This window comes from Cupriavidus sp. WS, assembly GCF_000395345.1.
GTDB lineage: Bacteria > Pseudomonadota > Gammaproteobacteria > Burkholderiales > Burkholderiaceae > Cupriavidus > Cupriavidus basilensis_B.
On sequence record NZ_AQPL01000074.1, the window covers coordinates 1 to 19,709 of the forward strand.

General features: G+C 72.3%; 16 protein-coding genes. 4 read left to right on the top strand and 12 right to left on the bottom strand.

Going from position 1 to position 19,709, the window contains the following annotated elements:
- The 6 genes from K206_RS0107560 to K206_RS42705 all read right to left on the bottom strand — a co-directional run.
- A partial coding sequence (locus tag K206_RS0107560; RefSeq protein ID WP_020201808.1) for an ImpA family type VI secretion system protein occupies positions 1–928 on the bottom strand: 928 nt, incomplete at its 3' end.
- An 18-nt stretch (positions 929–946) separates the two neighbouring features.
- Positions 947–1,990: a type VI secretion system baseplate subunit TssG gene (tssG, locus tag K206_RS0107565; RefSeq protein WP_020201809.1), complete on the bottom strand. Its 1,044-nt coding sequence runs from the start codon at positions 1,988–1,990 to the stop codon at positions 947–949.
- Positions 1,991–1,992: 2 nt separating this feature from the next.
- A complete protein-coding gene (gene tssF, locus K206_RS0107570) occupies positions 1,993–3,873 on the bottom strand; it encodes a type VI secretion system baseplate subunit TssF (RefSeq protein WP_020201810.1) in 1,881 nt (626 codons plus the stop codon).
- Between the two features lies 1 nt (position 3,874).
- Complete coding sequence (gene tssE / locus K206_RS0107575) at positions 3,875–4,393, bottom strand: type VI secretion system baseplate subunit TssE (RefSeq protein WP_020201811.1); 519 nt, start codon at positions 4,391–4,393, stop codon at positions 3,875–3,877.
- Positions 4,380–5,228, bottom strand: coding sequence for a type VI secretion system accessory protein TagJ (locus K206_RS0107580; RefSeq protein WP_020201812.1), 849 nt, complete (start codon positions 5,226–5,228; stop codon positions 4,380–4,382). The genes tssE and K206_RS0107580 overlap by 14 nt, the downstream gene beginning before the upstream one ends.
- A gap of 1 nt (position 5,229) precedes the next feature.
- Entirely contained in the window at positions 5,230–6,147 is a 918-nt protein-coding gene (locus K206_RS42705) for a TagK domain-containing protein (protein WP_155887993.1), read from the bottom strand.
- A 583-nt stretch (positions 6,148–6,730) separates the two neighbouring features.
- On the opposite strand from K206_RS42705, the gene tssH reads away from it, so the two are divergent.
- The 3 genes from tssH (at position 6,731) to K206_RS0107600 (ending at position 11,226) form a co-directional block, all read left to right on the top strand.
- Entirely contained in the window at positions 6,731–9,376 is a 2,646-nt protein-coding gene (gene tssH / locus K206_RS0107590; protein WP_029043342.1) for a type VI secretion system ATPase TssH, read from the top strand.
- Positions 9,377–9,557: 181 nt separating this feature from the next.
- Positions 9,558–10,004, top strand: a complete 447-nt coding sequence (locus K206_RS0107595; RefSeq protein WP_020201815.1) for a lysozyme inhibitor LprI family protein — start codon at positions 9,558–9,560, stop codon at positions 10,002–10,004.
- Positions 10,005–10,236: 232 nt separating this feature from the next.
- A complete protein-coding gene (locus tag K206_RS0107600) occupies positions 10,237–11,226 on the top strand; it encodes a fimbrial protein (protein WP_155887994.1) in 990 nt (329 codons plus the stop codon).
- Positions 11,227–11,325: 99 nt separating this feature from the next.
- Here K206_RS0107600 and K206_RS0107605 read toward each other — a convergent pair whose 3' ends face one another.
- From K206_RS0107605 to K206_RS0107615, 3 genes are all read right to left on the bottom strand, one after another.
- Positions 11,326–12,048 carry a hypothetical protein gene (locus K206_RS0107605; protein WP_020201817.1) on the bottom strand — a complete coding sequence of 241 codons (723 nt, stop codon included), beginning with the start codon at positions 12,046–12,048 and terminating at the stop codon, positions 11,326–11,328.
- A 326-nt stretch (positions 12,049–12,374) separates the two neighbouring features.
- The gene (locus K206_RS0107610) at positions 12,375–13,064 is read right to left on the bottom strand and encodes a glutathione S-transferase family protein (RefSeq protein WP_020201818.1); all 690 of its coding nucleotides are present in this window, start codon (positions 13,062–13,064) and stop codon (positions 12,375–12,377) included.
- A 92-nt stretch (positions 13,065–13,156) separates the two neighbouring features.
- On the bottom strand, positions 13,157–14,326 hold the full coding sequence (locus tag K206_RS0107615) for an MFS transporter (RefSeq protein WP_052165810.1): 1,170 nt from the start codon (positions 14,324–14,326) through the stop codon (positions 13,157–13,159).
- 328 nt (positions 14,327–14,654) lie between these two features.
- On the opposite strand from K206_RS0107615, the gene K206_RS0107620 reads away from it, so the two are divergent.
- Positions 14,655–15,191 (top strand): hypothetical protein, encoded by a 537-nt coding sequence (locus tag K206_RS0107620; RefSeq protein WP_020201820.1) that lies wholly within the window; start codon positions 14,655–14,657, stop codon positions 15,189–15,191.
- Between the two features lie 27 nt (positions 15,192–15,218).
- On the opposite strand, the gene K206_RS0107625 is transcribed toward K206_RS0107620, so the two are convergent.
- The 3 genes from K206_RS0107625 to K206_RS43640 all read right to left on the bottom strand — a co-directional run.
- Positions 15,219–16,673 (bottom strand): cytochrome c peroxidase, encoded by a 1,455-nt coding sequence (locus K206_RS0107625; RefSeq protein ID WP_081651351.1) that lies wholly within the window; start codon positions 16,671–16,673, stop codon positions 15,219–15,221.
- Positions 16,616–18,172, bottom strand: coding sequence for a metallophosphoesterase (locus K206_RS0107630; protein ID WP_020201822.1), 1,557 nt, complete (start codon positions 18,170–18,172; stop codon positions 16,616–16,618). The genes K206_RS0107625 and K206_RS0107630 overlap by 58 nt, the downstream gene beginning before the upstream one ends.
- A gap of 69 nt (positions 18,173–18,241) precedes the next feature.
- Positions 18,242–19,709, bottom strand: a 1,468-nt coding sequence (locus K206_RS43640; protein ID WP_020201823.1) for a hypothetical protein, incomplete at its 5' end; no start/stop codon positions are given.

Below are 19,709 nucleotides of genomic sequence, written 5' to 3' on the forward strand. Positions count from 1 at the left end.
CCTGCCAGCGGTCGGCCGGCGGGCCGGCGCAAGGGCGCGGCGCGTCCGCGGGACCGGCGGCTGCCGGCAGCGCGGGCGCCGCCGGCGGGGCCGCCCGCGTGTCCGGCGCATTGGGCGCATCCGCCGTGTCGCCCGTGTCCGGCATGTCCGCCGCCGGCGCGGGAAGTCCGGCGGGCTGGGCCGCCGCCGCGTGGGGCGATTCCAGGCTGGCCGGCGCGAACGGCTGCAGCAGCTTCGTCAGCGCGCCGAGGTCGGGCGCGTCGGCGCCGAGCGCTGCCCGGCTCCACGCATCGAGTTCGGCGGCGCTCCGCTGCGCCTCGGCGAGCGCCACCACGGCCGGGTCGCGCCTGGCCCACAGCTCGCGCAGCAGCCGGCTGGCCGATTCCGGCGCCAGCGCGTCCTTCTGGCGCGGCACGGCGAAGGCCTTCTCGATGTCGCGCAGCTGCAGTTGCAGCCCCGCCGTCTTGGGCAGCGGGATGTCGCGCGCGTCGGCCAGCGCGCCGTCGGCGTCGGCCAGTGCGGCGATGGCGTTGGCGCACACCACGGGGTCGGGCTCGCCCTCGAAGAACGGCACCGGGTGGAGCGCGTCGCCGTAGCGGTCGAGCATGGCCTTGAGCAGCGCGAGGCTGTCGCGCAGGCCGGCCGCGCCGCCCTGGCGGGTGCGGCAGCGGGCCAGGATCACGGCCAGGCGGATGTCCTTGGTCCGCAGCAGCAGCGCGCGGCAGTCGCGCTCGGCCTCGGCCCAGTTGGCGGGCTGGGGCGCGTCGACGAAATCGCCGTACTGCGCGTCGGCCCGCGGCGCGATGGCGGCCTGCAGCATGACGAAGGCGGGATCGTATTCGAGGTCCGGGCCGCACGGCGCGTCGGCCGAGACGGGTTCCAGAAGATCGGCGTAGCGCAGCGCCGCGGCCGGCGTGTTCGCGTTCATGCGTGAAAATCTCCGAGGTCAGGCACAGTATTTCTCCGGCTCGAACACCATGCCGACGACCGGCAGGTCGTCCAGCGATTCGCCGAGCCAGGTGGAGTAGCCGAGCCGCTGCGCGGCGTCGGCGCGCGCCGGCGGCGCCGCGCGCGGCTTGACCAGCAGCTTGATTTCCCAGTCGTACTCGTAGCCGACGAAGGCGCGCACCCAGTCGACCAGCGTGGGCAGGTCGTCGCCGTGCGGCGTGAGGCGCAGGTACTGGTCCAGGTCCAGCGGGCCGATCACCAGCCGGAACTTGTGCTGGCAGTCGGGCACCATCTCGCCGAGCATGGCGCCTTCGCACACGATCGAGGATTCGGCCGGCGCGCCCAGCCGGGTGCGCTCCGGCCCGGCGACGCGGATCCAGTGCGCGACGTATTCGTCGACCGCCACCGGCACGCCGAAATAGTGGGACAGCGTGGCCGCCAGCCCGTCCGGGTTGCGCGCCTCGCGCACTAGGTGGGCCGAGGCGGCGTAGCGCGCGTGGGTCGGCGGATGGGTCAGCGCCGCCTCGGCGGTGTCCGTGCCCATCAGGCTGCCGACGTAGAACGAGAACGCCTCGTCGTCGGGGCGGTCGAGCGAGACGGTGGCCTGCGACGCGGCCCAGGCGCGGTAGAACAGCGTGAGCGCGCGCTGGTGGAACAGGTTGGCGAACGCGCTCAGCGTGTGGTCCTGGTGGCTCTCGGCGCGGGTGTAGGCCAGCTCCGTCATGTGCAGCGGCAGCGGCCCCTGCGGCCCCCACAGCCCGAGGCCGAACAGGCGGATGTCCAGGTGGCCGCCGCGCACGTCCAGCGCGGCGATCTCGCGCGGCGCGAAGGCCAGCGACGGCTGCTGGCCGATGCGGAACGGCTCCTGGCCCGGCAGGCTCGCCGTGCCCGGCAGCGGCATGCCGGGCGCGCGCGCGGAGATCGCGCGCAGCAGGCCGAGGAAGCTGGACTGCCACGGCGCGCGCTCGTCGAACCACGCGCGCAGCGCGTCGGGATGGATCGGGGAGCCGGCGTCGACCGGATGCGGGGTGGGCGCGTGCATGGCTACACCGCCCCGCGGCCGCCCATGCGGGCCTTCCAGCGCGTGACGAGGCCGCGCTGCATCGAGCGCAGCTCGGTCTCGGTGAAGACGTTGATCGACACGTGGCGCGCCAGGTAGTGCTCCAGCACCAGCCCGAACAGGTAGGGGCTGACGCCGGAGAAGCCGGTCTCGTCCACGGTCAGCTCGCAGCGCACGCCGCGCCCGTAGACCAGCAGCCCGTGGCCGGGCAGGCGCCGCACCACGGGTTCGGTGCGCGCGCCGACCAGGCTGTCGATTTGCGCGGCCTGCTCGTGGTCGCCGCTGCCGACGAACAGCCGCAGCATGTTGCGCAGCGCCTGCCCACCGTCGGCGTGGTCGAGCTCGGCCAGCGGCATGTAGTTGAAGCTGAGCTGGCGGATCAGCCGCCAGGCGGTCTCGCCGGCGGCGTAGGGCTCGCGCGGCACGCTCGGCGCGTGCACCAGGCTCACGCCCTCGATCGGCACCGATTCCTGCATGGTCAGGTCGCTGACGCCGTTGCGCGGGATCAGCCGGGGCAGGTCGCGGTTGGTGACCCAGGCTTCCACCGACAGGTAGCGGATGTCGTCGGCGTAGGGCGCCTCGGCCTGGTCGACCAGCGAGACGAAGACCTCGGTGCCGATGTACGGCGTGCGCGTGCCGTACTTGCGCACGTTGGCCGACAGCGTGCGCCGCTCGCGCAGGATGGAGAAGTAGCGGCCGTAGTTGCCGGTGTCGCTGTGCAGGGTCTGGTACAGCGGGTTGAAGACCACCTCGTTCGAGGTCTGCGCCTTCTGGCCGAACACGCGCGACACCGAGAAGACCTCGTAGTCGAGCGGGCGGCTGCGGTCGGGCACCAGGTGGAAGGCGGTCAGCGCGCGGTTGATCTCGACGCGGTCGGTCCGCTTCGGGAACAGGTTGATGACGGGCGTGCAGAACAGCAGGAAGCGCCCGGCGTCGACGTGCGAGGTCAGGGTCTCGGGCAGGCGGTCGAGCAGCAGCACGATCTCCGCTTCCCTGCCGTCGATGGCCGACAGGCCGGCGCCGAGCTGCGTCAGCGCGAAGAAATAGAAGCGCTGGCGGCAGGTGAAATACTCCTGCAGCAGGTTGTGGCCGTGGAAGGTGTTCCACGGCACGGGCAGCAGGCTCTGGTCGGCGCGCAGCCCCTCGAAATCGACCGCGGCGCTGGACACCACATGACCCTCGCCGCGCGCCGCGCCGAACGCGCGCACCACCGAGGCGACGCTGCCGGCGTGGATCAGCTCGAACAGGTGCGAGGCGATGCGCTCGTCGCCGTTGATGTACAGCGGCAGGCGGTCGAGGCCGGCGATCTGCGAGAAGCGGATCTCGCCGACGGTGCGCAGGCGCAGGCGCAGCGCGCCGCGCAACTGCACGTGGGGCCGCAGGTGGCGCTCGGTAGGCGGCAGGTCGGGCGGGATCGCCGTGAGCTTGGCATCGACGATCTCGATCGGCCAGATGGTGACGTCGTGGCCGCTGCGGAACTCGCAGGCGGTCTGCTCGCCGGGCGGCACCGCCGAGCGCAGCACGCTGTGGCGCGGCACCTTGAAGCCCTTGCTGAAATTGCCTTCGCGCAGGCTCGGCCGCAGGCGCGCCACGCCCATCGACGGCGTGGGCGCCATGTAGTTGGGGTAGGTGACTTCGAGCAGGCGCTGGGTGAAACGCGGGAACTCGGCTTCGAGCTTGAGCTGGGTGCGCGCCGACATGAAGCAGAACGCCTCGATCAGGCGCTCCACGAACGGGTCGGCCACCTCGATGCCCTGCATGCCGAGCCGGCGCGCGATCTTCGGGTGCCGGGCGGCGAATTCGCCGGCCAGTTCCCGCATGTAGGTCAGCTCGCGGTTGTAGTGGTCGAGAAACTGCGGGTCCATGTCAACTGCCTGTGCGTGCGCCCGGATCGAGCGTCACTTTGTTCATTTCGATGTCGAAGGTGCTCTGGATGCGGAACTCCAGCGGATACGGCGACCACTGCATGAGGCCGCTGATCTCGAACACCAGCTTGTTGTAGCTGGCCGCGCCGGGATCGGTCGCGGGGCGGATCGCCACCGACTCGGGAATCAGCCGCGGCTCGAAATGGATGACCGCGGCGCGCAGCAGTTTTTCGAGCGATTCCCAGTTGCGGTCGCTCAGGTAGCTGCCGGACAGCGGCGGCACGCCGTAGTTGACGACGGACGCGGCCGCCGCCGGAAAGCGCGCCGCGTCGAGTTCACCGTCGAGATTGGTGGTGTTGAGCAGCAGGCTCAGGTCGCGCCGGATGATCCTGCGCATGCCCTCGCCGTCCGGCGCATAGGCGTCGGGGCGCTCGCTGCGCTTGTTGGGCGCGTCGTCCTGCAGCCGGTCGAGCAGCGACGGCAGGTAGGCGGGCCGGTGCCAGTTGTCAGGCTGCCGCATCGCCGTTTCCGTGCGCGAAGCGGCAGCTGCCGAGGTCGAGCAGGCCCCAGTCGCCCTGGTCGGTGCTCCAGGTCTTCTGCCCCAGCCCGATCACGCCGGTGTCGCCGACGTCCGTCCAGCTCGTCTCGCGCGCCAGCCGGCACGGCGTCGGGCCCGCGTCGGAGCCGACGTAGCGGGTCGGCAGGTATCCCTTGAGGACCGTGGCGTCGCGCAGCACCGCGGTGGCCGGGCGCCACACCAGGTCGGTCAGCGTGCCGGCCGGCGTGAAGGTGAGCGACTGCATCTGCTCGAACGGAATCCAGCGGTAGCCGCCGGCCACCGCCATCTCGCAGACCGGGCCCAGGCGCGTGTCGCTTTCGGCCAGCCAGGCGAAGGCGCCCATCTCGGGGCTCTCGCCGGGGCTGGCGGGCGCCTGCTCCAGCGCGGCGCGGCGCAGCGTGTCGGCCGTCGCCACGTCGCCGGCGCCGAGCCGGGCGTTGGCCTGCAGCAGCGTCTCGACCCACGCCGGCGCCGGCGCGATGAAGCCGGGCGTGCGCCGGCCGGCGAACACCTCGATGCGGAACAGCTCGCTCTGGATCAGGCCGCGATGCAGTTGGGCGCGGGCTTCGCCGGCGGGCTCCAGCGTGGCCCAGGTCTGGAGCTGCTTGAGCGCGCGGTTCCATTCGCCGTCGATGCACAGCAGCTGGAACAGCAGCCAGCGTTCCTGCGTATCGGCCGGGCGCTTGCGCACCGCTTCGGCGGTGCGCCGCTGCAACTGGTCGAGCGACTGCGTGCGCAGCATGCCGGCGAGCGTGGCGGCGCTGACGGCATCGGCGGCGGCGGTGGAAACGGTCATGTCAAGGTTGTTCGTCATCGTGGGGTTCCGGTGAAGGGTTCGTGTGTGCCGACGGCGCGTCCGCTGGCGCCTGCGTGCCGGTGCCGGCGGCCTGCGTGTCGGCGTCGATGTCGGCGCCGGCGTCCGCGCCGATTTCGGTGCCTGTCTCGTCCGGCGCGTCCGTGTCGGTGCGCGCCACCAGCATGGGGAAATGGCTGTCCACGCTGATCAGGTGGTGCTCCTGGCGGGCCAGCAGCGCGGCCTGCGACAGCGCCCGGCCGGCCTTGCGGGCCGGCGCGAGCAGCGCCAGGATCTCGTGGCGGTCTTCCTCGGCGAACAGGTGGTCGGCGCGGAAGGTGTCCATCTCGCCGAGCACGGTGTCGATGTTCTGCTGGCTGCCCAGCAGATCGCCCAGCAGCGAGCCGGTCTCGAAGCGGCCCCGCGCGTCGAGGAACGGGTCCTCCGGCAGCGGCATGGCGACCTGGGGCCGCCCGATGGCCTTGAGCTCGTGCGCGTCGTGGTCGCGCTCGCGGTGGATCAGCGCGCGGCGGTACTCGGCGAGCAGGCCCGCCAGCGGGTCGGCATCGTCGTCGCTTTCCGGCAGCGCGCCCGGGCCGGCCAGCGGCTCCTCGTCGAAGATGAGCAGCGGCGCCGGCGCGCCCGCCGCCGCGTCGCGGTGCTGCATCGGGTCCGCCTGCGCGCCGGCCAGCGCGGCCAGGTCGCGGAAGTGGGCCGGCTCGCTGCGCGCCAGCGCGTTGCCGATGGCGATCAGGTCGGGCGGCGCGGGCGCGGCGTGGCCGTCCGGCGGCGGCGCTTCGCCGCCGGGCCGCGGAGCGTCGCTCCCGGCCGGGATGGGTTGGTGCGGCCCGGGATGCGCGTGCGCCGCCAGTTTCTCTCTCGACATCGTCAAAGGGTGGTATTTCGCCTGCCTCCATTTCATTTCCCGTTTCCGTTGCCAATGACGGCGCGGGGTGGGAAAGTGAAACGCGGAAGACGGAATAGCGTGTGATGCAAACCGGGGAGATGCTATGCCACGGGCCGATTTGTAGATATAGGAATTGTTCTAAATTTCGGCGGCGCGGCGAATCGCCGATGTGACCCGCGCGTCGATCCGTGCGCGCGATCACGGGCGGGAAATCCAGGCAGGACAAGGCAATGCGCGCCGCCACGCCAGGAAAGTCGTGGCGCGCTTGCGGCGTGGGCAATGCGACGCTTATTCCCGTCCGGTATCGTGAATGCGGCATGTGCCAGGTGGATTTCTTTTATTCCGCCTCATGACATTGCCGACACAATTGAATGAAAGATTGATACTAGTCTTATTGGCAATCGGCAATGATCGCCATTAATGTCTTATTTTTTTCGCACGGCGGATTTCCCGCCCGGCGCTGCCCGCATTCCCGCCTGCATCCCCGCCCGCATCCGGCCCGCTTCCGACTCGCATCCCGCGCGGACAACGGTGCTCCCGATACGCCGCGCGGCGGATGCGCTCCCGCGCGCACGCCCCATCATTCACGGTCGAGACTATGACGATTTCACGACAGGCTTTGTTCGGCAAGCTCGGAAACTCGCTGTTCCGCAGCGTCGAATCCGCGACGACTTTCTGCAAACTGCGCGGCAACCCCTATGTCGAGCTGGTGCACTGGGTGCATCAACTGCTGCAGGCGCCCGACGGCGACCTGCAGCGCATCCTCCGGCATTGCGAGGTCGATGCCGACGCGCTCGACCAGGACATCCTGCGCGCGCTCGCCGCGCTGCCCGCCGGCGCGAGCTCGATCAGCGACTTCTCGCATCACATCGAGACCGCGATCGAGCGCGCCTGGGTGCTGGCCACGCTCGATTTCGGCGACCGCCGCATCCGCGGCGCGTGGCTGCTGGCGGCGCTGGTCAAGACGCCGGAGCTGCGGCGCGTGCTGCTGTCGGTCTCGCCGGCGTTCGGCAAGATTCCGCTCGACGGGCTGCGCGAGATGCTGCCGGCGTGGATCGACGGCTCGCCCGAGGCCGACGACGCGCCCTACGACAACAGCGATTTCTCCGCCGCGCTGCCGGGCGAGGCATCGTCCGCGCTGGCCGCGCCGGCCGGCGGCGCGCCGCTCGAGCAGTTCTGCTCGGACCTGACCGCGCGCGCCCGCGCCGGCGAGATCGACCCGGTGGTCGGCCGCGAGCTGGAGATCCGCACCATGATCGACGTGCTGCTGCGCCGCCGCCAGAACAACCCGCTGCTCACGGGCGAGGCGGGCGTGGGCAAGACCGCGGTGGTCGAAGGGCTGGCGCGCGCCATCGTCGACGGCGACGTGCCGCCCAAGCTGGCCGACGTGCGGCTGCTGAGCCTCGACGTCGGCGCGCTGCTGGCGGGCGCCAGCATGAAGGGCGAGTTCGAGGCGCGCCTCAAGGGCGTGATCGAGGCCGCGGCGAAGTCCGCGATGCCGGTGATCCTGTTCGTCGACGAGATCCACACGCTGATCGGCGCGGGCGGGCAGGCCGGCACCGGCGACGCCGCCAACCTGCTCAAGCCGGCGCTGGCGCGCGGCACCATCCGCACCATCGGCGCCACCACCTGGGCCGAGTACAAGCGCCATATCGAGAAGGACCCCGCGCTTACGCGCCGCTTCCAGGTACTGCAGGTGCCCGAGCCGGAAGAAGCGGCCGCCATCGACATGGTGCGCGGCCTCGTGCAGACCTTCTCCGGCCACCACGGCGTGGTGGTGCTGGACGAGGCGATCCGCGCGGCGGTAACGCTGTCGCATCGCTACATCCCCTCGCGCCAGTTGCCGGACAAGGCCATCAGCCTGCTCGACACCGCCTGCGCGCGCGTGGCGCTGTCCCAGCACGCGCCGCCGCGCGAGCTGCAGGACGTGCGCCAGCGCCTGCAGGCCGCCCGCGTCGAATGCGAGCTGCTCGACAGCGAGCGGCGCATCGGCATCGGCAACGATCAGGCGATGGCCGCCGTGGGGCGGCGCATCGCCGCGCTGGAAGCCGACGAGCGCGCGCTGGAGGCGGGCTGGCAGGCCCAGGCGGGCGCCGCCCAGGCGCTGCTGCGCGCGCGCGAGGCCGGCATGCCGCCGGCGGCGCTGGCCGAGCTGGAGCAGGCGCTGTCCGACCTGCAGCAGGAGTCGCCGCTGGTGTTTCCCGAGGTCGGCGAAGCCATCGTGGCGGAGATCGTCTCCGACTGGACCGGCATCCCGGTCGGCCGCATGGTGACGGACGAAGTGGCCGCCGTGCAGGTCCTGCCCGATACGCTCGCGGCCCGCGTGATCGGCCAGGGCGACGCCCTGCGCCAGATCGGCGAGCGCGTGCAGACCGCGCGCGCGGGCCTCACCGACCCCGGCAAGCCGCTGGGCGTGTTCCTGCTCGCCGGCCCGTCCGGCGTGGGCAAGACCGAGACCGCGCTGGCGCTGGCCGAGGCGCTGTACGGCGGCGAGCAGAACCTCATCACGATCAACATGAGCGAGTACCAGGAAGCCCACACCGTGTCCGGCCTCAAGGGCGCGCCGCCCGGATACGTCGGCTACGGCGAGGGCGGCGTGCTGACCGAGGCGGTGCGCCGGCGGCCCTATTCGGTGGTGCTGCTCGACGAAGTGGAGAAGGCCCACGGCGACGTGCACGAGATGTTCTTCCAGGTCTTCGACAAGGGCTACATGGAAGACGGCGACGGCCGCTACATCGACTTCCGCAACACCACCATCCTGCTCACCAGCAACGTCGGCTCCGACCTGAGCGCGAACCTGTGCGCCGACGAGGCGCTCGCGCCGGACCACGAAGGCCTGTGCGCGGCGCTCGGCCCGGCCTTGCTGACGGTGTTCCCGGCCGCCTTCCTCGGCCGCGTGACCGTGGTGCCGTACCGCCCGCTGGCGCAGGAAGCGCTGTCGCGCATCGTCGCGCTGCACCTCGACCGCGTGGTCAGGCGCATGGCCTCGAACCACGCGATCGGCCTGACCTACGCGCCGGCCGTGGTCGACTACATCACCGGCCGCTGCCTGGTGCAGGAGACCGGCGCGCGGCTGCTGATCGGCTTCATCGAGCAGCACGTGCTGCCGCGCCTCGCCGCGCAATGGCTCGGCGCGTTCTCGTCGAAGCGCGCGCTGCGGCGCATCGAGATCGACGTGGCCGACGCGCAGGCGGCGCCCGCCGAGGCGTTCGTCTTCCGCGTGTTCGACGGCGACGCGCAGTGAATCCGGCGTGGCCAGGCGCGGGCACCGCAACGCGCGCGCGGCCGACGCCACGGTCCACGAGGCGGCGGTCGGGGCGGGGCGCGGCCCCGGTCGCGCGGCGCTGCAACGGCGGCGGCGGTCCCGGCCACGCCAGGCAGCCCGGGTACGCGCCCGGGCCGGCGCGCGGGGAAAGGGCGGCCGCATGCGCACGGTGATATCCGTCGCGTATTCGCTTCCCGCTTGCCTGGTCCTGGCCGCGTCGCTGCTTGCCATGCCGGCGCAGGCCGGCGGCGTCGAGGACGCGCGCGCGGCATGCAGCGCCGGCTCGCAGGCCGGCATGCGCGATTGCCTCGCCGGCAAGGCGCGCGCGAGCGAGCACGCGCTGCGGCGAGCCGAGCGGCAGGCCGTGGCCGCGCTCGCCGCGTGGGACGAGGACGCCAGGTACGCCACCGCCGCCGCGCGCAAGCTCAAGGCATCCGGCGCGGTTTTCGCGCGCTACCGCGACGCGCAGTGCGAATTCGCCGCCGCGCTTGGCGGCGGCGGTGCCGGCAACACGCACGAGATGCTCGGCCTCGCGTGCGTGGCCGAGATGAACGCGCGGCGCGCCGCGCAGATCGGCAGCGCCGTTGCCGACTTGCCGCCGCGGTAGGCGGAGGCCGGCGCGGGCACGGCACCAGCTACCGTGCCCGCACCAACGGCCTTCGCGCCGGCAGCCACGGCATGGGGCAGTGGCGGGGCCCGCACGGCATCGCAATCCCGCCAATTCGTCACATCATCCGCGGTTTTGCTGCACCGCCCACGATTTGGTACTTGTCTTATTTCATGTGCCGGGACATTTACAGATACTAGCCACGTCCCATCCATTCATCGAAGTGACCACCATGAGGAAAGACGAAGGCAGCTTTCGTGCGCAAGCTGTGCAAATTGCGCAAGCTGTGCGGCCCCGCCGCACGATCGCGGCCGGCGCCATCGCGGTGCTCCTGTCGTCCGCATGCGGCTGGGCAGTGGCTGACAACATCGTCACCGCATTCGGGCGGGATCTCGCGTTCCCCGCGCTTGCCGCGCCGGGCACCGTGCTGGTCCGCGAGTCGGTGACGCCGCAGCAACTGTGCGGGGCGCCGACCTGCACGCTGGCACGGCCCTCGTTCTGGGTCCACGGCGGCGCCTACACCGCGGCCGGGCCGGTGGTCGACGTCGACGTGTCCGGCATCGGTCTGCAGGTGCTGCTCAACGGTGCTCCGCTCACCACGACCACCTTCGCGCCGGCAGTCACCATATCCAGTCCGCTCGAGGTGCAACTGGTGCGCACCGAGGCGACGATGTCGCAGGGGGATCTGGCTGGCGGCTGGCGCGCGAACCTGAACCTTTGCGCGACCGCGACCCCGGGCTATAGCGCCTGCTACAGCTACCAGCGCTTCGCCTCGATCCAGCTCGCCGGCAAGATCAAGCCCATCGCCGGCACCTGCCAGACGCCGAGCCAGACCATCACGATGCCGCCCGCGCAGAAGCGCGCGTTCACGGGCGCGGGCAGCACCACCGGCGAGATCGGCTTCGAGGTCCGTCTGCTCAATTGCCCGCCCGGCTACAACCGCGTCGGCTACGCGCTCGATCCGGCCGGCGGCACGGTCGCCAACGCGCCCGGCGTGCTGCCCGCGGGCTCGGGTTCCAGCGCGGGCGGGGTCAATATCCGGCTCACGGACAGCGGCGGCACGCCGGTGACGTTCAAGCAGTCGGTGCAGGTCGGTGCCTACGACAAGGGCACGGGCGGATCGTATGCGATCCCGATGAAGGCAGCCTATTTCCAGACCGGCGATACGGTCACGCCAGGCACCATCACTGGCGCTGTTACCGTGCTGATCGACTACCAGTAGATTCCCCCGCGGCCCTCGTTCTCCGGCCGGCAGCGCCGGCAGGGCGGCGGATTGTGCCGGGTTAGCGTCGGCATAGCGCGGGTCCGCATCGGGGCGCGGCTAGTGGTGATGCTCCTGGTCGTCCTCGACGGGCAGGCTCACGCCGACGCCCATCCCGCCACCACCGCCGCCGCCGCCACCTCCTCCCATGCCGCCGCCGGACTTTCCCTCGCCGCTCTTGGCGCCGCCTTCGGCCTTGCCGCGCGCCGCGGACGGGCGGGCCGGGCCCTGCTTCGGAATCTGCAGGCTGGCCGGCACCGGCTCCAGGTCGAGCACCTGGCGGATGAAGTTGCGCAGCGAGACCACCAGCTCGTCGGTATGCGTCGGCCGGCCCGCGGCCAGTTCCGCGGCCGCCTTCGACGCCAGCAGGACCTGTTCCTCGGTGCCGAGCAGGATGATGTCGGACAAGGCCGCCTCGACCGCGTCGCGCATGCGCCGCGAGCGGTCGACGCTGGGCCAGGCGCCGGCGGCCGGCGCATCCGCCGCGATGGCGCCGGCCGCCTGTTCCGCGTCGGGGCCGTCCGCGCCCGCGCTCCGCCGGCGCAGGTCGCGCAGGTGCGTGGGATCGACCGCGAGATTGCCGGTGAACGAGCCGCCCAGCGTCTTGTAGGCGGCGATGAGCGTGCGCAGGCGTTCGTTGATCTGCCGGTTCTCGCGCTCGCGGCGCTGCTGGATCGTCTGCATGACGACGAGGCGTATGCCGACGCCGATCAAGGTGATCAAGGCCAGCCCGAACAAGGTCGAAAGCAGGCCCTGCCAGGAACTGAAATCCAGGTTGCGCATGTGGCGGCTCCGAGGGCTGGGATGCCGAATCTTAGCGGATGGGCCGGTCGGGCTTCCGCGGCGCGCCGGCGGACCGCATCGGGATGCCGGGGGCTTGCGGCTCGTTCGCGCCGGAAGTCTTCGCCGCGCGCTGCGCCGGAAAAAAAAGAGCCCCGCGCGGCGGGTACGCGCGCGGGGCTGGGCAGGACTGATGGTCGGGGGCGCCGCACCTCCTCTGGAGGCACGAGCGCATCTTACGCAACGGCCGCCGGTTCAAAACGCGGAGTAGCGCGGCCAATTCCGCTCAATCCCGGTTTTGTCCGCGTGGACGGACGCGCCGTCGCGTTTCAGGGCAGTTGGCCGACCAGGAAGCGGGTGGGGATCTTGTCTGCCATTGGAAACATGGAGAAATAGGGCTGTGCCTCGGTCAGCACGCGCCGCACGCTCGGGCGGCTCACCAGCCGCTCGAAATAGGCGGCGAGGTTCGGGTGCGTGTCGGCGAACGGCTGCGCGATGCCCGCGTAGAACAGCGCCGGCGTGGCCGCGCAGTCGGCCAGCGAGAACTGTTCGCCGGCGGCCCAGGTGCGCTCCGCCATGTGCTTGTCGGCCACGCCGTAGGCGGTGCGCAGGCCGGCCAGCGCATCCGCCACGCCGCGCGGGTCGCGCTCGGTTTGCGGGCGCAGGCGGTCGCCGACGATCTTCTGCATCGGCAGGTGCACGTAGAGATCGAACAGGCGGTCCCACAGGCGCGCTTCGCGCCGGCCGTCGCCGTCGGCGGGCAGCAGCGGCCGCGGGCCGGGATAGTGGCGGTCGAGGTACTCGATGATGATGGTGCTCTCCGGCACCGTCTGCGCGCGCGCGTCGTCGCGCAGCACCGGGAACTTGCCGACCGGCCACAGCGCCACGAAGGCGGCGCGGTCGGCCGCGTCGCCGAGGTCGACGACGCGGCCGGCGAACGGCGTGCCGTTCTCGTAGAGCGCGATCAGGACCTTGTGGCAGAACGATGACAGCGGATGGTAGTGCAGCGTCAGGGCCATGACATTTCCTCCTTGCCGTTCGGCGCAGCCGGGGCCTGGCGTGCGCCGTCACATCGCCTTCATGTCGCCTTCATGTCGCCGTCACGTCCCCATCACGTCGCCGCCATGCGCGGCGGGCGCGGCCGCGCGGCGACCGCGAAGGCGATCTGCACCAGCCCGGCGGCCAGCCCCAGCATCACGCCGATCTGCCAGGCCAGGGTGTAGGACCCGAGGGCATCATAGACCAGCCCGCCGCCGAAGGCGCCCACGAAGCTGCCGATCTGGTGGCTGAAGAACGCCACCCCGCCCAGCATGGCCTGCCAGCGCAGGCCGAAGGTCTCGGCGATCCAGCCGGCCACCAGCGGCGCCACGCCCAGCCACAGGAAGCCCATCACGGCGGCGAAGACCAGCGTGCTGGCCGGCGTGGGCGGCGAGGTGAAATACCACGTCAGCGCCAGCGAGCGGATGGTGTAGATGGCGCCGAGCAGCAGCAGCTTGTTGACGCGCCCGCCGGCCCAGCCGAAGAACAGGCTGCCCAGCACGTTGAAGCCGCCGATCACGCCGAGCGCCTTGGCGCTGAGCATCGGGTCCATGCCGCAGATGTCGAGGTAGGAGGGCAGATGCGTGGTCAGGAACACCAGCTGCATGCCGCACACGAAATACGCCGCGCCCATGACCAGGAACGGCGTATGGTGCAGCGCGGTGCCCAGCGCCTCGCGCGCGTTCTGCTGCACGCCGCCCGGCGGCACCGGCAGCGGCAGGCGGTCGACGCGGCCGGCGAACCACGCCGCCGGCAGCATCACCAGCGCGAGCACCACGAAGGCCGCCAGCCCCACGCGCCAGCCGTAGGCTTGCGCCACCACCTGCCCGACCGGCGCGGCCACCAGCGCGCCCAGCGAACCGGCGCCCGAGACGATGCCCAGCACCGTGCTGCGCAGCGCCACCGGCACCGGGCGCGCGGCCACCGCCATCGCGAAGGCGCTGCCGGTGCAGGCCATCGACGCGCCGATGGCCACGCCGGCGCCGAGCGTGACGCCGACGATGCCCTGCGCGGTGGCCAGCATGACCAGCCCGAGCACGTACAGCAGCGAGCCCGCCATCATCAGCGGCCGGAAGCCCACGCGCGCGGCCCACGCGCCCGCGATCGGCTGCAGCAGTCCCCAGGCCAGGTTCTGCACCGCGATGGCGGCCGTGAAATCGGCAACCGAGATGCCGATGCCCCTGGTCAGCGGCGGCATGAAGATGCCCAGGCTCTGGCGCAGGCCCATCGCCAGGCTCAGCATGACGGAGGCGCCGAGCAGGATCGGCAGGACGGGACGGAGTTCGGACAGGCGGGAAGGCGTGGCGGTGCTCACGAGGAATTGTCTCTGTCTTTGTATTGTTCTTGTTGTTTTGTTTTTCTTCCGGTTTTCTTCCGGTTTTTTTTCCGGTACCGCGCGCCGCGCGGGCCGGAGGCTCAGGCGAGGGTAAGGCCGAACCGGAACGGAAGTCAATGCGCGGGCCGGCTCGGGGTTTTGCCCGGCGGCGCGCGGGCGGCCGGAACGCCTATGCTTGAGCGGACGCCTACTTTCCCGCCAGCCCATGCCGAATGTCCGCCGATCCGCCGTCCTGATGAGCCTGGCGCTGGCCACGCTGCTGGCCGGCTGCGTGACCCGCTACCGCGTCGAGGCCGGCGCGCCCGCCGCGCGCGTGCGGCTCGTGACCAATACGGACGACAACACCACCTTCAGCGTGGTCGATGCCGGCAAGTGCCCGAAGCCGCCGCGGCCCGCGCTGCTGGCGGCCACCGGCCACCAGGCGGCGGCCATCGGCAAGGAGGAAGACCTGAAGATGTGGGGCATCTCGCCGGAGCCGCCCGCGCGCACGCGCGAGCGCTGGCTGGTGGCCAGCCAGCGCATCTACCTGACGGCGGCGGCGACCTCGGCGGCGGACGACCAGCCTTACCGCTGCGCGATCGGCGTGTCGTTCGTGCCGCTGCCGGGCTGGCAGTACGAGCTGCGCTACCAGCGCAACGCGGCGGCCCGCAACTGCGCCGGCCAGGTGCTGCGGCTGCTGCGCGCGCCCTCGGGCGAGATCGTGGCCACGCCGGACCCCACGCAGCAGGTGTTCCGCGGCTTCGAGCCGGACGCGGTGTGCGCGTCGCCGTGAGGCGCGGCCCGCCGGCTAGGGCTAGGGCTAGGGCCGCGCGGCCACCGGCGCCGCGGCCGGCGGCATGGCGCTCGCGTAGGGCGCGTCCGTGAGCGTGCGCAGGAAGGCCGTAATGTCGTCGATCTCCGCCTCGGTCAGCGCCGGCGTGGTGCCCGCGCGCCGGTTCATCGGCGTCGCGTTGACGTTGACGTTGCCGCGGTAGGCGGCGGGCACGTCGTCGAAGGGCTTGCCGCCGCGATACCACTTGCCGGGATCGGTCGAGCGTGTGTTGTAGAACGCCACCGCGTCGCGCAGCGTGGTGAACACGCCGTTGTGCATGAAGCTCTGGCGCACCGCCACGTTGCGCAGGCCGGGCGTGCGCAGGTAGCCGCACCATTGCGCCGGTTCGGGCCAGCGCAGGCGGCGCGCGGTGTCGCACAGGCCGTTGTCGAAATGCTTCGGGTCGCGGTTGGCGGGCAGCGCGCGGTTGCGCGGCACGGCGATGGCGTCGTAGCCGAAGTCGGTAAACAGCGAGCGCTCGGGCCGGCTGGCGGTGTCCGCGAGCGTGTGGCAGCTCATGCAGTTGCCCTTGTCCGGGTTCTTGAACAGCGCCAGGCCGCGCGTTTCCTGCGGCGACAGCGGCGCGCGCCGGCGCAGGTAGTCGTCGAAGCGCGAGCTGAACGGCGCCATCTCGTCGCTTTGCAGGTAGGCCTCCAGCGCGCGGCCCAGCGCCAGCATCATCTGCGCGGGATCGCGTTGCGCCGCGGGGCCGAAATGCGCGGCCAGCGCGGGCGCCAGTTCCGTGCTCCCGACCTTGCGCAGCAGGCGCGCCGGCGTGCCGTTGTTCATCTCCTCGGGGTCGAGCAGCGGGCCGCGCACCTGCTCGGCCAGCGTGTCGGCGCGGCCGTCGGCGAACAGGCCGCCGAACGGCGAGGCGTAGGGCGCGTCGTCGTCCTGGTAGAAGTGCCGGCGCGGGACGTAGCGCACGTACAGCAGCGAGGGCGCGTTGCGCAGGCTGAAGTGCCCGGGACGGCTGCCCTGCGGCACGCGCGGCCCGGCCAGCGCGGCGGGCGAGAGCGAGGGCGCGAACGCGCGCGCGGGGTCGTGGCAGCCGGCGCAGGACAGGCCGCGCGGCTCGGACAGGCGCGTATCGAAGAAGATGCGCCTGCCGAGCGCGGCGAGCGCCGGGTCGGGGCGGAACACGGCGGCGGTCGGGTCGACCCTGGCGGCCACCTTGGGCGTGCCGTTGCCGATGGTGTCGACCACCACCGATGGCGGCGCGCCCGGCGTCAGCACGGTGTCCGCGGCGGGCGCGGTGGGTGCGGTGGGCGCGCCGGCCGCGAGGCCCGCGGCCAGGACGGCAGCGCCGGCGGCAAGTCTCGGCGCCGCCCGCGCGATGCGGATGCCGGCGGGCCGGGCCGCGCAGGCGGCGCGAACCGATGCCGTCACGGCGCCAGGAAGCCCGTCTTGTCGCAGGCCAGCGTGGTGCCGGTCTGCGCGCAGGTGGCCATGAGCTTGCCAGCCACGCTGTAGGCCTTGAAGGTCCAGCCGGTGGCGGGCGCCGGGCTGCGCTCCATCAGCAGGAAGCCGAAGCTGTTGTGATGGGTGATCTTGTCGATGGTGGTGCCCGGCGCGGGCACGGCGCCCGGCGTGAGCGGGTCGGGCAGGGCCACGTCCAGGTTGTCGCCGCCGTTGCCGGACACGATGGTGGCCGGGTGGTTGGAGGCGAAGCTGATGGCCTGGAAGTCATGCACGTGGCCGTGCAGCGCCACCTGGATGCCCGGCGGGTAGTAGGCCTGGGCGTTGAGGCTGCTCATCACCGACTGCAGCGCCAGGTTGCCCGGCGCCGGCGCGCTGCCCGCCACCGGGGCGAAGCCGAGCACCGGATGGTGGTTGGTGAACATGGTGTTGACCATGCCCGGCTTGCTGGCCAGCCAGCCCACGGTCTGGAACTGCTTCTGGTAGGCGATGAACTGCGGGTCGCTGGTCGGCAGCGCGGTCTTGCCGGCCTTGGCCGAGTCGAACACGATGACTTGCGAGTCGGTGCCCAGCGCCACCGTGTAGGGCTCGGAGTAGTTGGCGCTGCCGTCGTTGGCCGGGTCGTTGCATGAGCGGGCCTCGGTGTACGGGCGCGGGTCGAGGAAGCGGAACCAGCCCTGGCCGGCGCGCGCGCATTCCTCATGGTTGCCGCGCACCACCACCCACGGCGCCCTGGCCATCAGCGCGGCGGCGGGCTTGAACAGGTCGGCCTGCCAGGTATCCCAGCCATAGCCCCACGGCGTGCCCTGGCAGCCGGCGATGTCCGGCGGGCACAGGTTCTCGCGGTAGTGGTAGTCGCCGATGTGCAGCACCAGGTCCGGGTTCATGGCGGCGGCGGTGGCCGCGAGCGTGGCGAACGGCCACACGGCGGTGTCGCTGCACGGCTGGTAGACGTTGTCGGCCTTCTTCAGGCGGCAGCCGGTATCGGCCAGCACCAGCACGCGCCGGGGACTGGCCTTGGGCAGCGGCAGGGCGCGCCCGGCCACGCTGGCGGCGGCGGCGCCGGCAGGCAGCGTGGCTTCGCACGCCGAGACCGGGAAATCCGAGGGTTTGGAGTCGGCCGGCGCGCTGGCGGTGGGGCGCAGCGGCATGGTGCCGGCGCCCACGCGCAGCGCCATGCGCTGCTGCACGCCGTCCACGGTCAGCAGCGGGCACACGGCGTTGGCGGGCGGGGCGTCGCCGGCGGCGGCCGGCGCCGCATAGCTGGTGATCACGCGGGCGATGGCCTGGTTGCTGTCGCCGATCTCGACCCACGCGGCCTGGATGTTGGCGGCGGCGCTGGCGGCGTCGCCGGCCGGAGCCGCAGGCGCGGCCGGCGCGGTGGGAACGGCGGGGGCGATCGCGGCGGCGGCCGCGTCCGGGTTCTCGCTGCCGCAGCCGTACAGCGCGGCCGCCGTGGCCAGCACGGCCAGCATGGCGGCCATGCCGGGGCGCACGTGGTGATTGTTCTTGTGAGTGCCCATTCTTGTCTCCCTGTCAGTGGCGAGCGCGACTATAGGGAGGCGATGTTGCGTCGGGATGACGCTTGTGTGTCAGCGTTGCCGGCGGCTGTGCATGCCGGCGCGGGCCTGCTTGGGGGATTGTTCTGGCGATAGTTCTGGCGACGGCTTGGGCGACCGTTTGGGGGCTTGTCCCGGGGCCTGTTTGCGGCTCGCCGTGCCGGCCGCTTCATCGGCGCGCCCGCCCGCGTGCCTGCCGGCTTCGGCCGCGGCCAGCCGCAGCTCGCGCGGCAGCGCCGCCAGCGCGGCCTGGAAGAAGCGCCGCTCGGCCGGGCGCAGCTTGCCCAGCAGCCCGGCCAGCCGCTCCACGGCGGCGAAGGCGGCCGGCGTGGCGCCATGCTCGAAGGTCTCGAACCAGCTCGCTTCGAGCAGCAGGTTGGCCAGTTGCAGGGCGCCGTAGCGCACGTGGCCGCCGTCGTGCTCTTCCAGCGCGAAGCCGGCCAGCGACGACCAGCTGATGAAGCCCTTGGCCCGCGCGAACGGCGCGTGGAACGGGCGCAGCGCATCCACCGCGTCGTCCAGCCGCAGTGGCCGCTGCGCGCGGAAGTCGGCGAGCGCGCCGCCGCCGTCCTGTTTGCAGTTGCCGCGCGCGATGCGCAACAGGAAGATGATGTTCCACGCCGAGCCGCCGCCCACGCCGAAGCGGTCGCAGATCCATTCGGACAAGCCCAGCCAGCGCACCGCCTGGCGCTGCACCTGCCCGGCCGGCCACGCGCGCGCGGGGTCGATCAGCGCGTGGTTCCAGAACAGCCACAGGCACAGGCCGAGGTTGGCCGCGACGTGCTGCGCGGCGTCGACGGAATCGGCCTCGTAGGCGGCCTGCAGCGCGCCGGAAAAGTCCTGCATGGCGGCGTCGGCGGCCTGCCGGGCCGCCCGCGGCTGGGCCGCCATGTCGCGGATCGCCGCCGTCTTGTGGATCAGCGCGCGCAGGTTGAGCGTCTCGAACCGCACGCGCGGGTTGTAGCGCACCACCGGCTGCAGCGCGGGATCGGCCGACAGGCTTTCGAGCTCGGCCTGGGCGGCTTCCAGGCGGTTGCCGGCATAGCGCTCCCACGCGCGCACCACGCGCGCCATCGCGGCGAAGGTGGGCAGCGCGCTGTCCACGGCGCCGGCGCCCACGATGCGGTCGAAGCGCCGCAGCGCCGCGCGGCTGCGCGCGAGGTCGTCGCCGCGGCGCCAGGCCAGGCTTTCCTTGAGCAGGGCGAAGGCTTGCTGGAAGTCGTCGGTGGCGCAGCGCTGCGCGGCGCGCAGGGCCTGCGTCACGCCGTTGGCTTCCGCCTCGCCGGCGGCGTTGCCAACGCCGTCCTGCATGCCGCGCATGGCCTGCGTCAGGTGGTTCCAGTAGCTGACGTCGCGCATCACGTAGCCTGCGGCGGCATCGCCGGCCTGCGGCGCGGCGCGCGCGGACGGCCCGGCGGCGGCCTGCCCCACGAAGCGCGCCAGCCCCGCCTCGCCGGCGGCGCGGCCGCCGAGCGTGAAGCGCAGCCGCCGGCAGGCCGCC

Bases quoted from the DNA above. Each gene is read 5' to 3' on its own strand.
- tssG (WP_020201809.1), bottom strand. From the start codon at position 1,990: ATGCACGCGCCCACCCCGCATCCGGTCGACGCCGGCTCCCCGATCCAT.
- tssF (WP_020201810.1), bottom strand. From the start codon at position 3,873: ATGGACCCGCAGTTTCTCGACCACTACAACCGCGAGCTGACCTACATG.
- tssE (WP_020201811.1), bottom strand. From the start codon at position 4,393: ATGCGGCAGCCTGACAACTGGCACCGGCCCGCCTACCTGCCGTCGCTG.
- K206_RS0107580 (WP_020201812.1), bottom strand. From the start codon at position 5,228: ATGACCGTTTCCACCGCCGCCGCCGATGCCGTCAGCGCCGCCACGCTC.
- K206_RS42705 (WP_155887993.1), bottom strand. From the start codon at position 6,147: ATGAAATGGAGGCAGGCGAAATACCACCCTTTGACGATGTCGAGAGAG.
- tssH (WP_029043342.1), top strand. From the start codon at position 6,731: ATGACGATTTCACGACAGGCTTTGTTCGGCAAGCTCGGAAACTCGCTG.
- K206_RS0107595 (WP_020201815.1), top strand. From the start codon at position 9,558: ATGCGCACGGTGATATCCGTCGCGTATTCGCTTCCCGCTTGCCTGGTC.
- K206_RS0107600 (WP_155887994.1), top strand. From the start codon at position 10,237: ATGAGGAAAGACGAAGGCAGCTTTCGTGCGCAAGCTGTGCAAATTGCG.
- K206_RS0107605 (WP_020201817.1), bottom strand. From the start codon at position 12,048: ATGCGCAACCTGGATTTCAGTTCCTGGCAGGGCCTGCTTTCGACCTTG.
- K206_RS0107610 (WP_020201818.1), bottom strand. From the start codon at position 13,064: ATGGCCCTGACGCTGCACTACCATCCGCTGTCATCGTTCTGCCACAAG.
- K206_RS0107615 (WP_052165810.1), bottom strand. From the start codon at position 14,326: ATGCTGAGCCTGGCGATGGGCCTGCGCCAGAGCCTGGGCATCTTCATG.
- K206_RS0107620 (WP_020201820.1), top strand. From the start codon at position 14,655: ATGAGCCTGGCGCTGGCCACGCTGCTGGCCGGCTGCGTGACCCGCTAC.
- K206_RS0107630 (WP_020201822.1), bottom strand. From the start codon at position 18,172: ATGGGCACTCACAAGAACAATCACCACGTGCGCCCCGGCATGGCCGCC.